The organism is Pelotomaculum isophthalicicum JI (assembly GCF_029478095.1).
Classification (GTDB): domain Bacteria; phylum Bacillota; class Desulfotomaculia; order Desulfotomaculales; family Pelotomaculaceae; genus Pelotomaculum_D; species Pelotomaculum_D isophthalicicum.
This window is the reverse complement of record NZ_JAKOAV010000023.1, coordinates 1-15,495: the sequence shown is the minus strand read 5'-3', so window position 1 is coordinate 15,495 and position 15,495 is coordinate 1. Positions and strand designations below refer to the sequence as shown.

General features: G+C 44.4%; 16 protein-coding genes and 1 tRNA gene. 13 read left to right on the top strand and 4 right to left on the bottom strand.

Annotated features, from left to right (window positions below; all coding sequences use genetic code 11):
* The first annotated feature begins 81 nt into the window (after positions 1-81).
* Complete coding sequence (gene ychF, locus L7E55_RS11990; protein ID WP_277444493.1) at positions 82-1,182, top strand: redox-regulated ATPase YchF; 1,101 nt, start codon at positions 82-84, stop codon at positions 1,180-1,182.
* Between the two features lie 46 nt (positions 1,183-1,228).
* Positions 1,229-2,287: a type 2 isopentenyl-diphosphate Delta-isomerase gene (gene fni / locus L7E55_RS11985; RefSeq protein WP_277444492.1), complete on the top strand. Its 1,059-nt coding sequence runs from the start codon at positions 1,229-1,231 to the stop codon at positions 2,285-2,287.
* Positions 2,288-2,387: 100 nt separating this feature from the next.
* Here fni and fbp read toward each other — a convergent pair whose 3' ends face one another.
* Positions 2,388-3,482 (bottom strand): fructose-1,6-bisphosphate aldolase/phosphatase, encoded by a 1,095-nt coding sequence (fbp, locus tag L7E55_RS11980; protein WP_277444491.1) that lies wholly within the window; start codon positions 3,480-3,482, stop codon positions 2,388-2,390.
* A gap of 269 nt (positions 3,483-3,751) precedes the next feature.
* Here fbp and L7E55_RS11975 point away from each other — a divergent pair.
* Positions 3,752-3,827: transfer RNA gene (locus L7E55_RS11975), tRNA-Ala, on the top strand.
* A 135-nt stretch (positions 3,828-3,962) separates the two neighbouring features.
* On the opposite strand, the gene L7E55_RS11970 is transcribed toward L7E55_RS11975, so the two are convergent.
* Together L7E55_RS11970 and L7E55_RS11965 are read right to left on the bottom strand one after the other, a co-directional pair.
* Entirely contained in the window at positions 3,963-5,147 is a 1,185-nt protein-coding gene (locus L7E55_RS11970; RefSeq protein ID WP_277444490.1) for a tyrosine-type recombinase/integrase, read from the bottom strand.
* A gap of 32 nt (positions 5,148-5,179) precedes the next feature.
* The gene (locus tag L7E55_RS11965; protein WP_277444489.1) at positions 5,180-6,097 is read right to left on the bottom strand and encodes a hypothetical protein; all 918 of its coding nucleotides are present in this window, start codon (positions 6,095-6,097) and stop codon (positions 5,180-5,182) included.
* A gap of 148 nt (positions 6,098-6,245) precedes the next feature.
* On the opposite strand from L7E55_RS11965, the gene L7E55_RS11960 reads away from it, so the two are divergent.
* The 10 genes from L7E55_RS11960 to L7E55_RS11915 all read left to right on the top strand — a co-directional run bounded on the left by L7E55_RS11960 (position 6,246) and on the right by L7E55_RS11915 (position 14,407).
* The gene (locus L7E55_RS11960; protein ID WP_277444487.1) at positions 6,246-6,452 is read left to right on the top strand and encodes a helix-turn-helix domain-containing protein; all 207 of its coding nucleotides are present in this window, start codon (positions 6,246-6,248) and stop codon (positions 6,450-6,452) included.
* A 148-nt stretch (positions 6,453-6,600) separates the two neighbouring features.
* The gene (locus L7E55_RS11955; protein WP_277444485.1) at positions 6,601-9,021 is read left to right on the top strand and encodes a DNA primase family protein; all 2,421 of its coding nucleotides are present in this window, start codon (positions 6,601-6,603) and stop codon (positions 9,019-9,021) included.
* Positions 9,021-9,521, top strand: coding sequence for a hypothetical protein (locus L7E55_RS11950; protein WP_277444484.1), 501 nt, complete (start codon positions 9,021-9,023; stop codon positions 9,519-9,521). The genes L7E55_RS11955 and L7E55_RS11950 overlap by 1 nt, the downstream gene beginning before the upstream one ends.
* 559 nt (positions 9,522-10,080) lie before the next feature.
* The gene (locus tag L7E55_RS11945) at positions 10,081-10,485 is read left to right on the top strand and encodes a hypothetical protein (protein ID WP_277444482.1); all 405 of its coding nucleotides are present in this window, start codon (positions 10,081-10,083) and stop codon (positions 10,483-10,485) included.
* Positions 10,486-10,621: 136 nt separating this feature from the next.
* Positions 10,622-11,116 (top strand): hypothetical protein, encoded by a 495-nt coding sequence (locus L7E55_RS11940; protein ID WP_277444481.1) that lies wholly within the window; start codon positions 10,622-10,624, stop codon positions 11,114-11,116.
* 190 nt (positions 11,117-11,306) lie between these two features.
* Positions 11,307-11,783 (top strand): helix-turn-helix domain-containing protein, encoded by a 477-nt coding sequence (locus L7E55_RS11935; RefSeq protein ID WP_277444480.1) that lies wholly within the window; start codon positions 11,307-11,309, stop codon positions 11,781-11,783.
* Between the two features lie 2 nt (positions 11,784-11,785).
* Positions 11,786-12,043, top strand: coding sequence for a hypothetical protein (locus L7E55_RS11930; RefSeq protein WP_277444479.1), 258 nt, complete (start codon positions 11,786-11,788; stop codon positions 12,041-12,043).
* Positions 12,044-12,172: 129 nt separating this feature from the next.
* Positions 12,173-12,430 (top strand): hypothetical protein, encoded by a 258-nt coding sequence (locus L7E55_RS11925; protein WP_277444478.1) that lies wholly within the window; start codon positions 12,173-12,175, stop codon positions 12,428-12,430.
* 112 nt (positions 12,431-12,542) lie between these two features.
* Positions 12,543-13,247, top strand: a complete 705-nt coding sequence (locus L7E55_RS11920; protein WP_277444477.1) for a hypothetical protein — start codon at positions 12,543-12,545, stop codon at positions 13,245-13,247.
* On the top strand, positions 13,244-14,407 hold the full coding sequence (locus L7E55_RS11915) for a hypothetical protein (RefSeq protein ID WP_277444476.1): 1,164 nt from the start codon (positions 13,244-13,246) through the stop codon (positions 14,405-14,407). The genes L7E55_RS11920 and L7E55_RS11915 overlap by 4 nt, the downstream gene beginning before the upstream one ends.
* A 27-nt stretch (positions 14,408-14,434) precedes the next feature.
* Here L7E55_RS11915 and L7E55_RS11910 read toward each other — a convergent pair whose 3' ends face one another.
* On the bottom strand, positions 14,435-15,361 hold the full coding sequence (locus tag L7E55_RS11910; RefSeq protein ID WP_277444475.1) for a copper amine oxidase N-terminal domain-containing protein: 927 nt from the start codon (positions 15,359-15,361) through the stop codon (positions 14,435-14,437).
* Between the last annotated feature and the right edge of the window lie 134 nt (positions 15,362-15,495).

Genomic DNA, 15,495 nt, shown 5'->3' with positions numbered 1-15,495 from the left:
CAAACTCCTGCAGCCGGGCGCCACATGATTTTAAAAGGGTTTGTAAAACATTTGGCATGATGATAAACTACTATTTGGGTGATGAACATGAGTTTGAATTGCGGTCTGGTAGGACTGCCCATGGTGGGAAAAACCACTATATTTAACTTGCTCACGGGAGCGAGTATGGAAACCTCCAACTTTTTAACCGGAAAAACCGAAACAAATGTGGGAATAGCCAAGGTGCCGGACAGCAGGGTGGATTACCTGAGCGGTTTGTATCGGCCCCGCAAGACCACTTACGCCCAGATCCAGTTTAGCGACGTGCCGGGTTTGGTGCGCGGTTCCAGTCAGGGTAAAGGAGTCGGCAACCAGTTCTTGAACACGATCCGGAACGTGGACATGCTTGCTCATATAGTCAGAGCATTCAGCGATCCGGATCTCCCGCATGTGGACGGCAGTCTCAACCCCTTGCGGGATGTTGAGACAATAAATATGGAGCTCCTGTTTGCCGATATGGAGATAATCGAAAAAAGGATTGGAAGAATAAAAAAAGGAAAAAAAGTTAAAAAAGAAAACGCGCTGGAGCTTGAAATTTTAGAAAAATGCCTTGAAGCTTTGGAAAATGAAATATCCATCGCCCGTCTGGAATTAACTGATGAAGAAAAATTCGTGTTGAAAAATTTCAGTTTTTTGACAGAGAAACCGTTATTGCTGGTAGTTAACACAGATGAGCAGCAGTTTAAGTCAAAGTCTTACCCGGGCAGGGATGATTTGGAAGCATACGCTGCCGGACATGGTCTTCCGGTTCTGGAGATCTGTGGTAGAATGGAAATGGAAATTAGCATGTTGCCGGACGAGGATAAAGAAATGTTTTTAACCGACCTTGGTGTCGCCGAGTCGGGAATAGATCGTTTAGCGCGTGCAACATATGATTATCTCGGTCTGATTTCTTTCTTTACTGTTGGAGACGATGAAGTGAAAGCATGGACGATTATGAAGGAAACTGATGCCAAGCGGGCGGCCGGTAAAATTCACTCCGACCTGGAGCGGGGTTTTATTAAAGCAGAAGTAGTGAAATACCGTGATTTATCGGATTTAGGGAGTATGGCCAAAGTAAAAGAAAAGGGACTGTACCGTCTTGAAGGCAAGGAATATATCGTGGAAGACGGTGACGTGATAAATTTCAGGTTTAACGTTTAGTTGAAAATATTTATTTCGACCGGCCGGAAAGGAGTAGTATAACAAAATGACGAAACAAAGACAAAAACGCAAACTGGATCACATAGAATATGCCCTACGACTGGGAAAGCCGGAAACTTCCAGTGGTTTCGAGGAAATCCGTTTAATTAATGATTCCCTGCCTGGTTTTAGTCTGGGTGACGTTGATACCACTTGCGTTTTTATGGGCAAGAGACTTGCAGCGCCGTTGTTGATCAATGCCATAACGGGCGGGCACCCGGCAGTGGCAAACATAAATAAGAGCCTGGCCAGAGTGGCGCGGCAAACCGGTGTGGCGATGGCGGTGGGATCGCAGATGGCCGGGCTGGAAGACCCCGGATTGAGGCAAACCTACGAGGTGGCACGCCAGGAAAACCCTGATGGCGTTCTCCTGGCCAACCTGAGTGCCGGGGCGCCGCCTGAACAGGCGGCGGCAGCGGTGGAAATGATCTCAGCCAACGGGTTGCAGCTTTACTTGAATGTCCCTCAGGAGTTGGCAATGCGGGAAGGGGACAGGGATTTTAACGGAGTAATAGATAATATCAGAGAGGTTACTTCCAGACTTAGTGTTCCCGTAGTAGTTAAAGAAGTGGGGTTTGGTCTTTCCAGAGAAACCATATCTGCCCTTTACAATGCCGGTGTCCGGTATGTGGACGTGGGGGGGCAGGGAGGCACTAACTTTATTGAAATAGAAGACATGCGTTCAGGGCAAAAAAGCAGCGAAGGTGTCCGGAACTGGGGAATTCCCACGGCGGTCAGCTTGTTAGAAGGACTTAGCCTCGAACTACCCATTTTAATAATCGCCTCCGGGGGGTTGGAAACCGGTGTTGACGTGGCTAAAGCGCTGGCATTGGGCACGGGTATGGCCGGAATGGCGAAGATCTTTCTTAAAGAGTTAACAGATAAGTCGGAAGAGGGACTAATAAATAAAATAACCGGAATAATTAATGAACTGCGCCTGGTCATGTTAATGTCAGGGGCGAAGAATCTGGCGCAATTAGTAAAAAAACCTGTGCTGGTAACAGGTTCTGTGGCGGAGTGGATGATAAGAAGGGGTATTGATATAGACAAATACGCCAGGAGATAGATGACCTTTGGGTATAAAACGCGGCTCATGTTCGGCCCCTTTCCCAAGCAAAAATGCCGGGCAATAACCCGGCATTAATTGATTAATCATCTGGTTTATATTACTCAACTTTTTCAAAACGATCCTTTAAACGCTTGCTGACATCAGGCATAGTGGTGTATTCCATTTCATCCAAATGCAGGCGGTGCGGTTCAAACGGTCCCATGCTGCGGATGTAGTTTGCTATCTCATTGGCCTTTTGCCTGGCGAGATCATAGGATACATCAGCAAAGAAGTCTTGTGGCCCGTGCAGTTTGCCGTCGGCTAATTGGAACCCCAGGGCTACTACTCTGGGCGGGCCGTCAAAACGAGTGGGTGATGATGTGTTTACAGAAACAGGCATAAGCGGGCCGCTGTGCGAGCCCCGCATCCATCCCGAAACCATGTGAGGATTGGCAAATGGCTCAAGCGCTTCGCCTACAGCCGGGAAACCGCTTTGACACCGTACAATTAGTACCGGATCATCCTTGCCCACATAACGTCCGGCCATCAGGTTCAGACGCTGAGTACTGGAGGTAGCCGCTATCTCGTTAGTACCTTTCTGATAAACCGACTTAATGCAATAACGTCCGGGAGCGCCGATAAAAACCAGCATGTCGTAAATCTCTTCCGGACAAGAGAAAGTTACCTTTTTGTTGTCAATCAAGTCGCGTACTTCAAATAAAAAGCCACCATGCATTTTAGGATCAATAATCAGACCGATAGTGTTGAACGGATCTGCAAACATTTTGTATATAGGATAGTTCCAAGCGCCGGGTTCGGTTTTGTCGGCCATATAAACAATTACAGGTTCGCTAGTGCGCTCCTCAAATTCCATTTCGGCCACGCCCGGGCCCATACCTTTGACATTTCCTGAAAAAGAGTCAGCCAGCAAGTCCTGTCCGGCTCCGTATAATTTTAACTTTTTTGCCACTGCGGTACAAGACAAGAATGTATTCCAGGCCAATTCGTGTATCTCACCACTGTTTTTGCCTAATTCGTGTGTCATAATTAAATTAATATCATCACCAACATGAGTTACGTGGTAATCTATCAGAAGAGGACTCCCTGCCAGAATGCCCCCGGCTGTTTCCAAGCATTCAGGGTGTACATTTGAGTGACCGACGAAGCCGCCAATGTCAGCTTTGATAACAGATAGTGTAATCTTCTTACCCAATTTATTTACCTCCTAAAAGTTAATATGCTATATAATTCTATACTATGTGGGTTTTCCCTGCATAATTCTTATTATTTTTTTAAAAATGTGCTATCTTTATTGCTTGAAATTATTAATATGTGTTATGCTATTTGCATATAGTTAGAATTATTAAAATATTGGCATGACCCTACTCTTCCTATATTTTTTAGAGCCATTATTATCTTGGGAGAATATTGACCAAACGATCCATACATGCTATAATAACTCCCGTGAAATTAAGGATGCGTGGGGATATAGCTCAGCTGGGAGAGCGCTAGAATCGCACTCTAGAGGTCAGGGGTTCGAGCCCCCTTATCTCCACCAGAAAAATCATATGTTAAAACAGGCTTTATGCCAATAGTTATGCCAATAGACTTTAAAACAACCTAAAAAAGTAAAAGCCAGGGCGCAGCCCTGGCGTGTAATACCTCTAGGTCCCTGCTTATATGGCAGGGATTTTTACATTAATTCTTCAAGTAGAGCGTCTATCTTCTCAGCAGTTTTATCTTTCTCTTCTTCCGGCATAAACTCTGCATATATATCCATCGTTGTACCGTACCGCTCATGTCCTAATAGTTCCTGCACGTTCTTTACCTTTTCCCCGGCCTGGATAAGGAGGACTGCTACAGTATGCCGCAGGGCATGGAAGCTAGTCTTGGGAATGCCGGCTTTAGTAAGAATGTATTCATATCGTTTAGTAAAAGCTCTAGGGTCGAGCGGCCTACCTTTCTTATTGCTGAACACCAGTGCGTCAGGATTATCACGGTTGCCGGTAGCAAGTTGATGTGCCTTCAAAGTCTTAATCACGTTGTTTTTCAGCTTGATAACTCGCTTGCCTTTCTCAGTCTTGGGAGCCTGGAACATAAGCTGTGTCTTTTTGTCCTTATCGGGTAGGGCTACCCTGCTTAATGCCTGGTTAACTGTAAGAGTACCCTTATCAAGATCAATATCTTTCCAACGCAGGGCCAGGAGTTCGCCGCGCCTTAAGCCGGTCCCAATCTCCAAAACGAAAGCAGGATAATACTTGCTTTTCTTGGCTACTTCAAGGAATTTTTTCGCATCATCCTTTGACATGGGCGCAACCTTCTTTTTCTCACCCTTCGGCAGTTCTACGGCATCGGCCACATTCCGGAAAACTTTCTGCTCTTTTACCGCCTGCTTTAAGGCTCCACTGATAATAAGGTGAACATGCTTTATATGGGAGACCGACTTACCTTCTTTACGCATGGTATTAATTATCTTCTGGATGTCTTTTGTCTCCAGCTTTTGGAGCGGTATGTCACCAATATTGGGAATGATGTGGGTTTTAGTAATGTTGTCGTACAGTGCGAAGGTTGAAGCCCGTACACGGATCTTTTTATACTGTGTCAGCCAAACGGTAAGCCATGTTCCAAAGTGATCCTTTTGAGGGACAACAAAGCTGCCTATCCTGATCTCATTTTGTGCCTTGATTAGCTTGTCGCGCGCCTCAATTTTAGATTTGCCGTAATAGGCGTATCTCTTTAAATCGCCTGTAATCGGATCCCGTACGCTCATGCGCGCCTGCCATAAACCATTCTTTAACTGAGTGATCCCGCCTTCGCCGTTTGCATTGCGGGGCTTTCTGGGTTTCTTCCCGTCCGTGTTCTTGGTTTTCTTTGCCATTTTTGACACCTTCCTTTAATATATTCGGGGTTTTATTCTTCCCCTAAAATCTCTTTAATCCTGTTCAGGGGAATACCGGTATCTTTAGCGATTTCCTCCCCGGTTTTCTTTTTGGACTGCCTAATAACTTTTCGTTTTTCCTTTTCCCGTTCACGTACCGGGTTCATAGCACAATCTTTATTACAATATAATTTTCGATGCTGTTTATCATCAGCCCAAAAATATTTCCCACAGGTAGGACATTGACGAATAGGGTAGCTATTTTGAATCATCCAAAAAAGAAAACTGTATAGTGCAGTTAGTAAAGAATTTACGGGCATTACCCATACCGGCAATCCGTTTGGTAAATATGATAGTGTAATTGATAATGGACCTGTTTTTTGAGTGATCCAGCGTAATTCAGTGAACTCCTCACTTTGATAAAAGCCTGCCGGATTTTCTTTTGATACTCTCTCGACTGCAACCAATACGGAAACAATTTCTTGAAACCAGGCAACCACGTTTTGAAACACTTCTAATGGTTCACGGTAATAATCCCAAAAAGGGTGTTTAGCAGAACTGGACAATCCATTAGTGAACGGGGTTGATATTTTTGATGGTTCATCTATTCCTAGTAATTTATACCAATCGAAATCCGTGTGATGTGTTTTCCAAAAATAAGCCCCTTTACCTTCTTCTAAGAAATGAACAAGCCCTAAAAAGCCATATTTTTTAACAATTGAGATGATTTCTTTATTATCTAAAATGTTTAGATTTGCGAAATCAATAACTGCACTTTTTAGATCTGGGGTATACGATTGTACGTTGTTTATTGAAAGAAACTCTATTCCCTCGACTTCCCGCAAAACGCTTTTACCCCGATACCATGTAAAACCTTCACTTGGAAGTCTGTTTGAATTATAAAGATAAAGTTTATTATTTTTGGTGATATTTATAACTTGATTTTCCATAATTTTAATATTCCTTTAATGCCTTGATATGTCTAGCTTTTTTATTGAATGGCGATATGTGAATCGTTTTCTATATCGCTATTTTTCTTATATAATAACACACAAAGGGACGAAATAGCAATATTTAAAATCAAAAGGGGGGAAAAAGTTGAATCAAATTATTAACTGGGATGACTTACCTATTAACTTACTTCCAGACGATATTTGGCGAAACAAGATCATTCCTATCGGGAAGCAGGGAGTTTATAACTTATGCCACCGACCGGACTTTCCATCCATAAGAATTGGAAAGAAATTTATTATTCCTAAAGAAGGGTTAAAAAATTGGTTGGAAAAGGAAGCAGCAAGCAGATAGGCAAAATAAAACCCCCGGCGGGGGCGAGGCCGGGAGGCGGTGGAAGGAGGAAACAAGAGGTTGTATTTATATCAATATTGTAACAACTGTCGAATAAATGTTCAAGATGTTTACAGCAAGGGCAAGGGCCTGTTACTGGAGGCAAGTCATGGATTTGGATTTCAAACTCCAAAATCTCCTGAGTAAACTTTCAGGTGTAAAGCCTAGCGGTAATGGTCATGTTGCTCATTGTCCCGGTGATGGACATGCCCATGGAGATAAAAATAGAAGCCTTTCCGTTACCGTAGTAGATAATAAGATTTTATTGAACTGTTTTACGGGTTGTGACCCGAAAGAGATTCTTAATAAATTAGATATGACGTGGGCTGATCTATTTCCTGATTCAGAGCAAAAAACTATTACGGCTACGGGTGGCTTAACAATTGATGCGTTAGCTAAGGACAAGGGGTTTCCGACTGATTTTCTCACGAGCCTGGGGGTGAGCCAAGGAAGGAACCATGTGAAAATTAGGTATTCACTTGAGGATGGGACTCCAGCACCACGGCAGCGAATCAGAGTTGCGCTGAAGGCAAAGGACGGTAGCAAGTGGGCAAGGGGCAAAGGGGCAGTTATACCGTATGGCTTATGGAAACTTCCTGAAGCACGGGAAAAAGGATTTATCGTCTTTGTGGAGGGTGAATCCGATAGTTGGACATTATGGTATCATGATTTTCCAGCGCTAGGGTTTCCTGGTGCGGATATGGCCGGCAAGCTCAAGCTTAAACATGTTGATGGAATCCCAAAAATTTATGCTGTTCGAGAACCAGATCAAGGCGGCGAAGCATTTATTGCCGGTATAACAAAACAATTTTCCAGTTGGAAAACATGGCAGGGAGAGCTTTTCGAGGTCCGGTTGAGTGAATTAACCGGTGCTAAAGATCCTAATGACCTGCACAAAAGAGAACAGAGTAAATTTAAGGAAATATTTCAAAATGCACTCGACACCGCTATGCGCATTGAAATCAAGTACGAAGAAAAGAAATCAGAAAAAAAAGCCGTACAGGATATCATAGCACAGGGTAATTTTCTCACGGATTTGGGAAATGCCGCCCGCCTAGTTTCCAATTATGGGCAGAATATAAGATATTGCTACCAATGGGGCAAATGGCTTCTATGGGATGGTAAAAGGTGGGTGAAGGATAATACTGGGGGTATTTACCGGCTAGCTAAAGAAACCGTTAGACGAATGTATGCTGAAGCGAGCGACATCCCCGATGAAGATACGCGCAGAGCACTCGTAAACCATGCGCTGAAATCTGAATCTGAAGCGCGATTAAGGGCGATGGTCAATTTGGCACAAAGTGAGCCGGGAATACCGGTGACGACAGAGGAATTAGATAAGGATCAATGGTTGCTAAACTGCTTAAATGGCACTTTGGATTTAAGGACGGGGGAATTAAGACCACACAAGCGCGAAGATTTGAGCACGAAGATTATACCTGTCGAGTATAACCCTGAAGCGAAGTGTCCAATGTTCGAGAAGTTTCTTAATGATATATTTGCAGAGAATGAAAATTTGATCACCTTTATGAGGAAGGCCATTGGATATAGTCTTACGGGCAGCACGAGAGAACAGGTAGTCTTTATTTTGTACGGAACTGGCGCGAACGGTAAAAGTGTGCTAATTGCTTTGATCATGTCGTTATTAGGTGATTATGCGCTGCAGACTCCTACCGAAACACTAATGGTCCAAAAAAACGAGGGTATCCGCAATGACCTTGCCCGGTTAAAAGGTGCTAGATTCGTTTCTGCTGTAGAATCAGACGAAGGCAGGCGGCTTTCCGAAAGTGTAATTAAACAATTAACTGGTCAGGATACCATTTCAGCAAGATTCCTTCACCAAGAATTTTTTGATTTTGTACCTGAGTGTAAAATATTCCTCGCAACAAACCATCGGCCAGAAATCCGGGGTAGCGATCACGGCATCTGGCGAAGGATTAGGCTAATTCCCTTTAATGTAAAATTTGAAGATGTGAAACAGGGTGATGATAGTTTTAAGGGTAAACGGCAGGACAAGGACCTGTTGAACAAGCTTAAAAGAGAACTGCCTGGAATATTGGCTTGGGCTGTCAAAGGTTGTCTGAAATGGCAGAGGGAAGGTTTAGAACAGCCGGAGGAAGTTAAAGCGGCGACAATGGCTTATCAAACAGAGATGGATTCGATTATGAACTTTATTAGCGAGTGCTGCAATGTGAATATTCAGGATGTGAAAACGGCATCAGGTGTACTACACAACGTTTACACAAAATGGTGCTTAACGAACGGAGAGAGAGCCGTAAGCAATAAAAAGTTTTCACAACGATTGGAGCTTGCTGGATACACAAAGGAACGTGGATCGGATGGACGGGTTTACTGGTACGGCATAGGGATTCTAGCGTCAGAGCGTAATCCCGAAGGTTATGAAGGGTCTGAAGGCAGACTACCATTTTCGCCTATACGAGAAAAAAATATAGAAAAAAGGGTAGTTGGACTTCAGACCCTTCAGACCCTCCAGTCAACATCAAATGATGACGAAGATAGGTGGGAATAGTGAGCAATAAAATCATTCCTCACGAAATTTTTCGTGAAAAACAAGCATTAAAAGAAGCCAATAAAGCCTGGGACGAAAGCGAAAGCATTTCTTACGATTATACGCAATGCGAATATATTTTTTCCGACGGAACAAAAACGAAATATAATTTTTCTTCAAGAAAGGATCTGCTAATTAAAATCTTTTTACCTGCGTGCCGGGATGAATTTCTAACAGGTTTTGGCGAGAGCGTTAAATGCCTGGTTGACCAGGAGACAAAAAAATTAATTGATAAAAACATCACTGGTCGTGTAGCACTTGCCATGCTGCAAAACGATTCTCTATATTATCCTGGCTTGATCGCTGGGGAGGTTGTCGCAGTTGAGCTTAGAGGACCAGGACCGCCAATTGCTATATTTGAAGAACTTGTATGGAGATTTGGTGGCGTGGCTAAACAAGCGAGAGAATACTATTTCAATCGCTACCGGAGGTATAACGATGAATTACTGCGATTCACGTAAAATAAATGATTTCAACAGGCACTATAACAACTGCTGTAGACAGCAGTTACTATTCATTCAGCTCAAGAACAAAGCCAAATACTCCCTATAAACCGTGATCTTTCCTTAGACTGGGACAGCGACGAAAGAGCCATTGATAAGCAGATCGCGGACTGGATTAAAGAAATAAAGCAGATCCCGAATTTAATAGAGGAATCGCGGAAAACGGAAAAGCTGAGAATACCCCTTATTCAATGGGGTTGGAATGTAACCGGTGACGTGCTGGTCAAGGTGTCTGCAGAAGAAAATAAAATAACATAAAAAACCCGTCCGTCCCGTCCTGTCAGCGCGCATCAAGGCAGGGTGGCATCATATAGATAAGCGGTATGCCCGGATAACCGGCGCAGGGGTACACTGCGATTGACATAGATATTACCATCACAGGAGATGAACAAGCAACCGCAAATACGCGGATTTAAGGGGTTTTAAAATAAATAGGGGGCTAGATAAATGATAACCAATAACAAAAAAGCCGCTACATTGAGGCGAATGTGCGGCAGACAAAGGAGAATGCGTAAAAATGAAAACAAAAGCGACGAAAGCGATTGCGACTCGATGCGAAATCTGCGGGTACGGTTATGTCTTCCCGCAGGACCGCAAAGAACATGCGGCTTATTGCCGTAAATTACAACGCGCACGGCAGTTTTTCGGAGATGATCTTGTATTGACCTACCATCAAAGAGAGGAACTTAAAAAGCTTGGCCGGTCCATCTGGCAAAACGAAGCTCTACCTTTAGGTGAACGGGTTGATGGTGCATTAATGGAAATTACTGGTTGGTATGCCAGGTCGTTAGCAGAGTCAGGCTATAATCGGAAATTCGAATCGTTCGGCAAATACGCGATAAAACTCTTAAGAAGCTCGCCGCGGCTATATCCAACGGAAATATATACCGAACTTTGGAAGCGTTACAGTGTAGCGAGTTAGTTGGTATATATTATTTTACCAAAGTAGGCACTTAACAGCAAGGGTCAAGGGGAGCGGTTAAACCCCGCTCCCGGCCCGGCAAGTCTTTTTGTGTGCAGTATCGTTTAAGCAGAGCAAAATAAAGAAGGTGTGCCACATGCGGCCAGGACCGAAACCAAAATACTCAGCTTCAAAGATTCTAACCAGTGTCGAGCTTGCCGGCATAGTGGGCACACGCCAGGCGGGTAAGCTTACAGGGATACCCTGGAGCAATATTCACCTTTGGAAATCAATGGACAAGAAAGGAGAATTAGTTAATATGTTAGCGGAAAAATGTTCTGATGGTGGCGAATTGCAGGAGCGCAGGGACGAAAAACGGCAGGAGTTTATTAACGAAGCATGGTCATTAATCATGACCGGCGTAACCAAGATGGCTCAACTTATTCCGGAATCCGACGATCTGAAAAGCGTGGCCACGGCAACCGGGATAATTATGGACAAACTTCTATTAATTTCCGGCGAGGCCACAAGCCGCAGTGAACATTTATCCTCGGCACCGGTGAGCAGGGAAGCCCTTATTGAAGCTGCTCAGGCAATTCAGGCAGAAGCCGGGAAGGTAAAGCGGCTACCCCGACAGCATGAGGCAAAGTAACCTTTTTCTTATTTAGTGTTTGCCGGCACTAACTCATGTTATTAAAGCAAAATAACCAATAATTTCCTAAACTTATATTATACGAATTAACCACTGTCAAGTCAATCAGCTTGACACCAAGAAGGAAAGTAACCACTGTCAAGTCAATCAGCTTGACGCCATCACCAACCAGAAAGGAGGAACCCTAAACTTGGAAACCAATAATACAAACGATGCCACTATTGAAATCCTGGACCCGCTGCCAAGTCCACATGAAGGCCGATCCCCTCACAATAAATTTCCGGAGGAGCTGCGTCAGCAGGTAGTTCAGGAAACCTTGACAACTCGAAACATAAGCAAAATTGCCGAGAAGTTTTCTATCTCCCGGCAAACGGTAAGTGTGATTCTACGGGAATACCTTGGGGAGCACAAAGAACTAATAGACTTCGAGTTTATTAACAGTATCGACGAAGTTACCCGGAAGGTATTGACGAGGCTGAAAAACGAGATCGACAGCATACCCCCGTCGCAATTGGTGATCGCTGCCGGCGTCCTACTGGACAAGCGCGAAGGCTTGTTTAAAGGCAAGGTAACAGGCGGCAACCAGGTTCTTAACCTTCGCGTTGCCTGGAAGGACGCCGGCAGCGGCGCCGTGGAACTGAGCACCGGGACCGGCCAGGGGGAATAAAAGTGCCGAGCTACTACCCCGCCGTCACGTTCGACCGTCTTCAGTCACCGCACAAGCGCCGGCAGGCACGCCGGCAGTTAATTGATTATGAAAACAGATTTAAGCTGGTACAAAGTCAAAACTACCAAATATTAGAAGGGAGTATTAATATTATGTCTAACAACAAAATCAACCAGATTCAAGAAAAAATTAACAATCTCAAGGAAAAACAAGTTGACCTCGCTACCCAACAGCAAAACCTTGCTGCCGACATCCTCTAGGCGGAAGAATCCCTTGCCGCCGCCATTGAGGAGCAGCAGGCCGAGGAAGCCAGACTTACAGAAGAACAGCGCCAACAACGCCAGCTATTAAAGCAAAAAGTCGCCGCCCGCTTGGAGGTTGCCGCTAAAGTGGACAAGGCCATTAAAAACCTGATGAGTAGCGCCGAGACAATCTTCCAACTTGCCGCCGAAGTGGAAATGTTGGCGGATCGGACGGGCCAACTCAATCCATCACTGACATTGGAAAAAGCGAAACTCGATTTTGCAGATTCAGTCAAGGAAGCCGCGAACTGCTTGGAAATTCCGACGCTGTTTAAGCACGTTCGGGCGAGCGAGAGAAAAACCTTCCTGAAAAAAGAAGAAGTCCGGCTTCAGATATTGGATTAATTATGCCTGGACCGCCGCTCCCTCACGCTGCGGCCAAGGCTGCCCGGAGCGGGGCCGTCTGGTCCCGCTCCAAAAAAATTATAATACACAAAAGAAAAAGGAGTGTTAAAAATTGACAATTATGGCAACAATGGCAATCAAAGGCGCATTCATTTTGGGATCGGAGTCCCGGCAGGTAATCGGTGGCGAAAGCTGGCGGAAGAGTTTTCAAGAAAAAGACTATAGTAATAAAAATTTTAGGATCCACCCCAGCGAGTTTCCCAAAACCTTCCTCCTTGGTGAACGGTACGGTCTCAACTACTCGGGTTTCGGATTTACCGACACATGGAGGTTTGAGGACACCCTGGAAGAATTGCAGCAAATGGCGCATAGCAATAAATACACTTTCTATGAACTGGCTATATGCTTAAATGACAAACTGAAGCATGCTCTTAACGGCCAGTCGTTCGAGTTTCATCTAGTAGGTTTTCCTGAAGGCCGTCCAGTATTGGGCGAATGTAATGACGGTGAACTCCTTTTTTACGAAGGAAAAGAAAGGAATACTGCCATGGACCGGCTAGTAATGGCTGGTATGGTAGACATCATAGAAAAGCTTTGTACAGGCGAGTTGCTTGATTATGAGCGGATGACGATAGAAAGGGCAGTAAACTTCCTATACCTGACGATAACCGCAGGTTGCAAATACCTGGAATACTTCACCAAATATCCGGAAGTAAGCGGAGGACCGATTAATATTCTAGTTATTACGCCGGATAAGTGCGAGTTTTATAAATTCCCCGAATTTAATGTTTTCCATAAAGGAGGGGTGTTGTCATGACAAGTGGACATTATGTTAAAAATGGCAAGATTGATTTGTCCGCGCCGCCGGCTAATGAAGGTATAAGAGTTTTTGACGAGTCCGGCAGTCTGCGGACCGTAATTGGTCAATATGGTGCGGGTAAATATGGTATAAAAGTAATAAATGGGGAAATCTACTCATCTACAGTCAGGACCGGTGATGAAGGCAGCGATACTTACATTGGACTGGTCCCTCCCAACGGATTGAAGGCGCGCTACGGCGGTCAAAAAACCATTGAAATGGTTGCTAACTCCCTGCAAGGCTGGTTGAAGCTGTATTATAACGGTGCTGAAATGGGCGAAATTATTGCCCGAAGTGACGCTAGTGGGGTAGACATCGACACGTCTTTCTACGGCAAGAAACTTTGTCTGCAAGGTTCGTCGATTGAAGCGTATTCAGGTGGAGCATCCGAATTCCATATGGAAACCGGCCAATTCTTCAACATGGTTGGTCGTTTTTGGAACAACTTCTTGCCATACATTGACGGCAGCGGTTATATCGGCAATGACACATACCGGTGGTATGGCGGAAACATTCAACATCTCACGCACGGTGACTTGTGTTTTATTGAAAGAACCTGCGCGATTTGCGAGCAGCCATTTAAAAGCGGCAACGCGATTGTCTTGCTGGTTCGCTGCATCCATGAAGTGCATGGAACCATGACGATTCCGATTCATATCGGGTGCGCAAATACTAAAAAAACGATAGAGGTAGAGATCCCGGAGGTTGAATACGTTTATCGGTTGCGAGATGACGGCGAGCTTGAAGCTCACCCGGTAGTCAAGTTTGAAGAGGTAGTGGAAGAAATTCACCGGGTAAAAGACGGCTACGCGCTGGACGAGTTGACGGGCAAATTCAAAAAGAACGCAGTCTTTGAAAGGAAGATTAAGGAAAACTGCTCAGCCAGGGAAAACGAGCACGGACTGAAATATTTCAACGATTTGACCGGGGAGGAAGTCAGTTTCCGAAATGCGCATGAAGCCGTGAAGATTTCTGACGAATGCCTCGTAAGTCAAGAAGAAGCCACGGAAAAGGTAATGGTCAGGCGGCGTCGACCGGTAACAAAGAAGGTCGTAGTGGAATTGAATGCGCCGAAAAAAACAACACTGGCAGACACGGCAGACGCGCCGGTGCGATAACGGATGCAGAGGAACAAAAAGCAGGGGTTAAGTCCCCTGCTTTATTACTACCTGCTGAGTAACTTCATCCCATGTAACCGTTGCGCCAAGTGCCTCACTTACCCACCGGGCGGGAAGCATTGTCCTGCCCGGATCAACCAATTCTGGTGCAACATCCATAATTATTGTTTCCTTGTTTTTTATAAGGACGGTACTGCCAATAGTTAATTTAATAGTGGTATCATCCTTAATAATAGTGACTGTCTGAGTAGCTTCATTCCATAAAACACCTTCTTCTGTGACTCCAAGAGCATAAGCCAGATAACGAACCGGTGTAAATGTTCTATTATCCTTCACGTATGGGACAACATCCATAGTTATTGGTGTGCCGCTAGTAGTTGTGATTAATTTCTCGCCAATTTTGAAAGAGGTTATAACTTTTGAGCTCATGGCTGCAGGTGAATAATTATTTACCCATGAAGAACCGCTGCTACTCCTTATGGGTGGATTACCAAGACAATCAACTATACCAGAAACAAAGGCATACATGAGTTGGTCTTTCTGTACTCCGTAAGTGTAGACATGAACCGTTAAGATGGGATTATCAAGGTTTAGAATACCAGATAACCCTATATCTGTTCCACCTGGATCATACTGATTATATAACTCAAAACAGAAACTTGTTATCCTATCCATTGCGGCATCATATGTTTGCGATACGACAGAAAAAGTGTTATCGGTCCTGGTTTGCTCTGCTCCAATATATGTTACAGAAGTTACGGTTCCGTTTGAAGTATTAGATAGATCAACAAGCGTTTGGTTAACGTCAGTATTACTATAAAGACCGCTGGCTTTTAGTTGATTTATGGCTTCGCCAGCACCTGGAACAAAAGCGCCCGCCACCCCAACCCAGCACCCCAGTACCAACGCAACGACGAGCAAAGCGGCAAGGTTACGTAGTTTTTGTTTTCGCATCACTCAAACCTCCTTTAATTATCTATATCTTTGAAATGCGTTAATCATAGAATCAGCTCTTTCAAAATAGTAATTTGCTTTATTTAAATATGTTGTTGCTTTTGTATTATCATTAAAATATATATACATGGCCC

Bases quoted from the DNA above. Each gene is read 5' to 3' on its own strand.
- ychF (WP_277444493.1), top strand. From the start codon at position 82: ATGAACATGAGTTTGAATTGCGGTCTGGTAGGACTGCCCATGGTGGGA.
- fni (WP_277444492.1), top strand. From the start codon at position 1,229: ATGACGAAACAAAGACAAAAACGCAAACTGGATCACATAGAATATGCC.
- L7E55_RS11970 (WP_277444490.1), bottom strand. From the start codon at position 5,147: ATGGCAAAGAAAACCAAGAACACGGACGGGAAGAAACCCAGAAAGCCC.
- L7E55_RS11965 (WP_277444489.1), bottom strand. From the start codon at position 6,097: ATGGAAAATCAAGTTATAAATATCACCAAAAATAATAAACTTTATCTT.
- L7E55_RS11955 (WP_277444485.1), top strand. From the start codon at position 6,601: ATGGATTTGGATTTCAAACTCCAAAATCTCCTGAGTAAACTTTCAGGT.
- L7E55_RS11945 (WP_277444482.1), top strand. From the start codon at position 10,081: ATGAAAACAAAAGCGACGAAAGCGATTGCGACTCGATGCGAAATCTGC.
- L7E55_RS11940 (WP_277444481.1), top strand. From the start codon at position 10,622: ATGCGGCCAGGACCGAAACCAAAATACTCAGCTTCAAAGATTCTAACC.
- L7E55_RS11915 (WP_277444476.1), top strand. From the start codon at position 13,244: ATGACAAGTGGACATTATGTTAAAAATGGCAAGATTGATTTGTCCGCG.
- L7E55_RS11910 (WP_277444475.1), bottom strand. From the start codon at position 15,361: ATGCGAAAACAAAAACTACGTAACCTTGCCGCTTTGCTCGTCGTTGCG.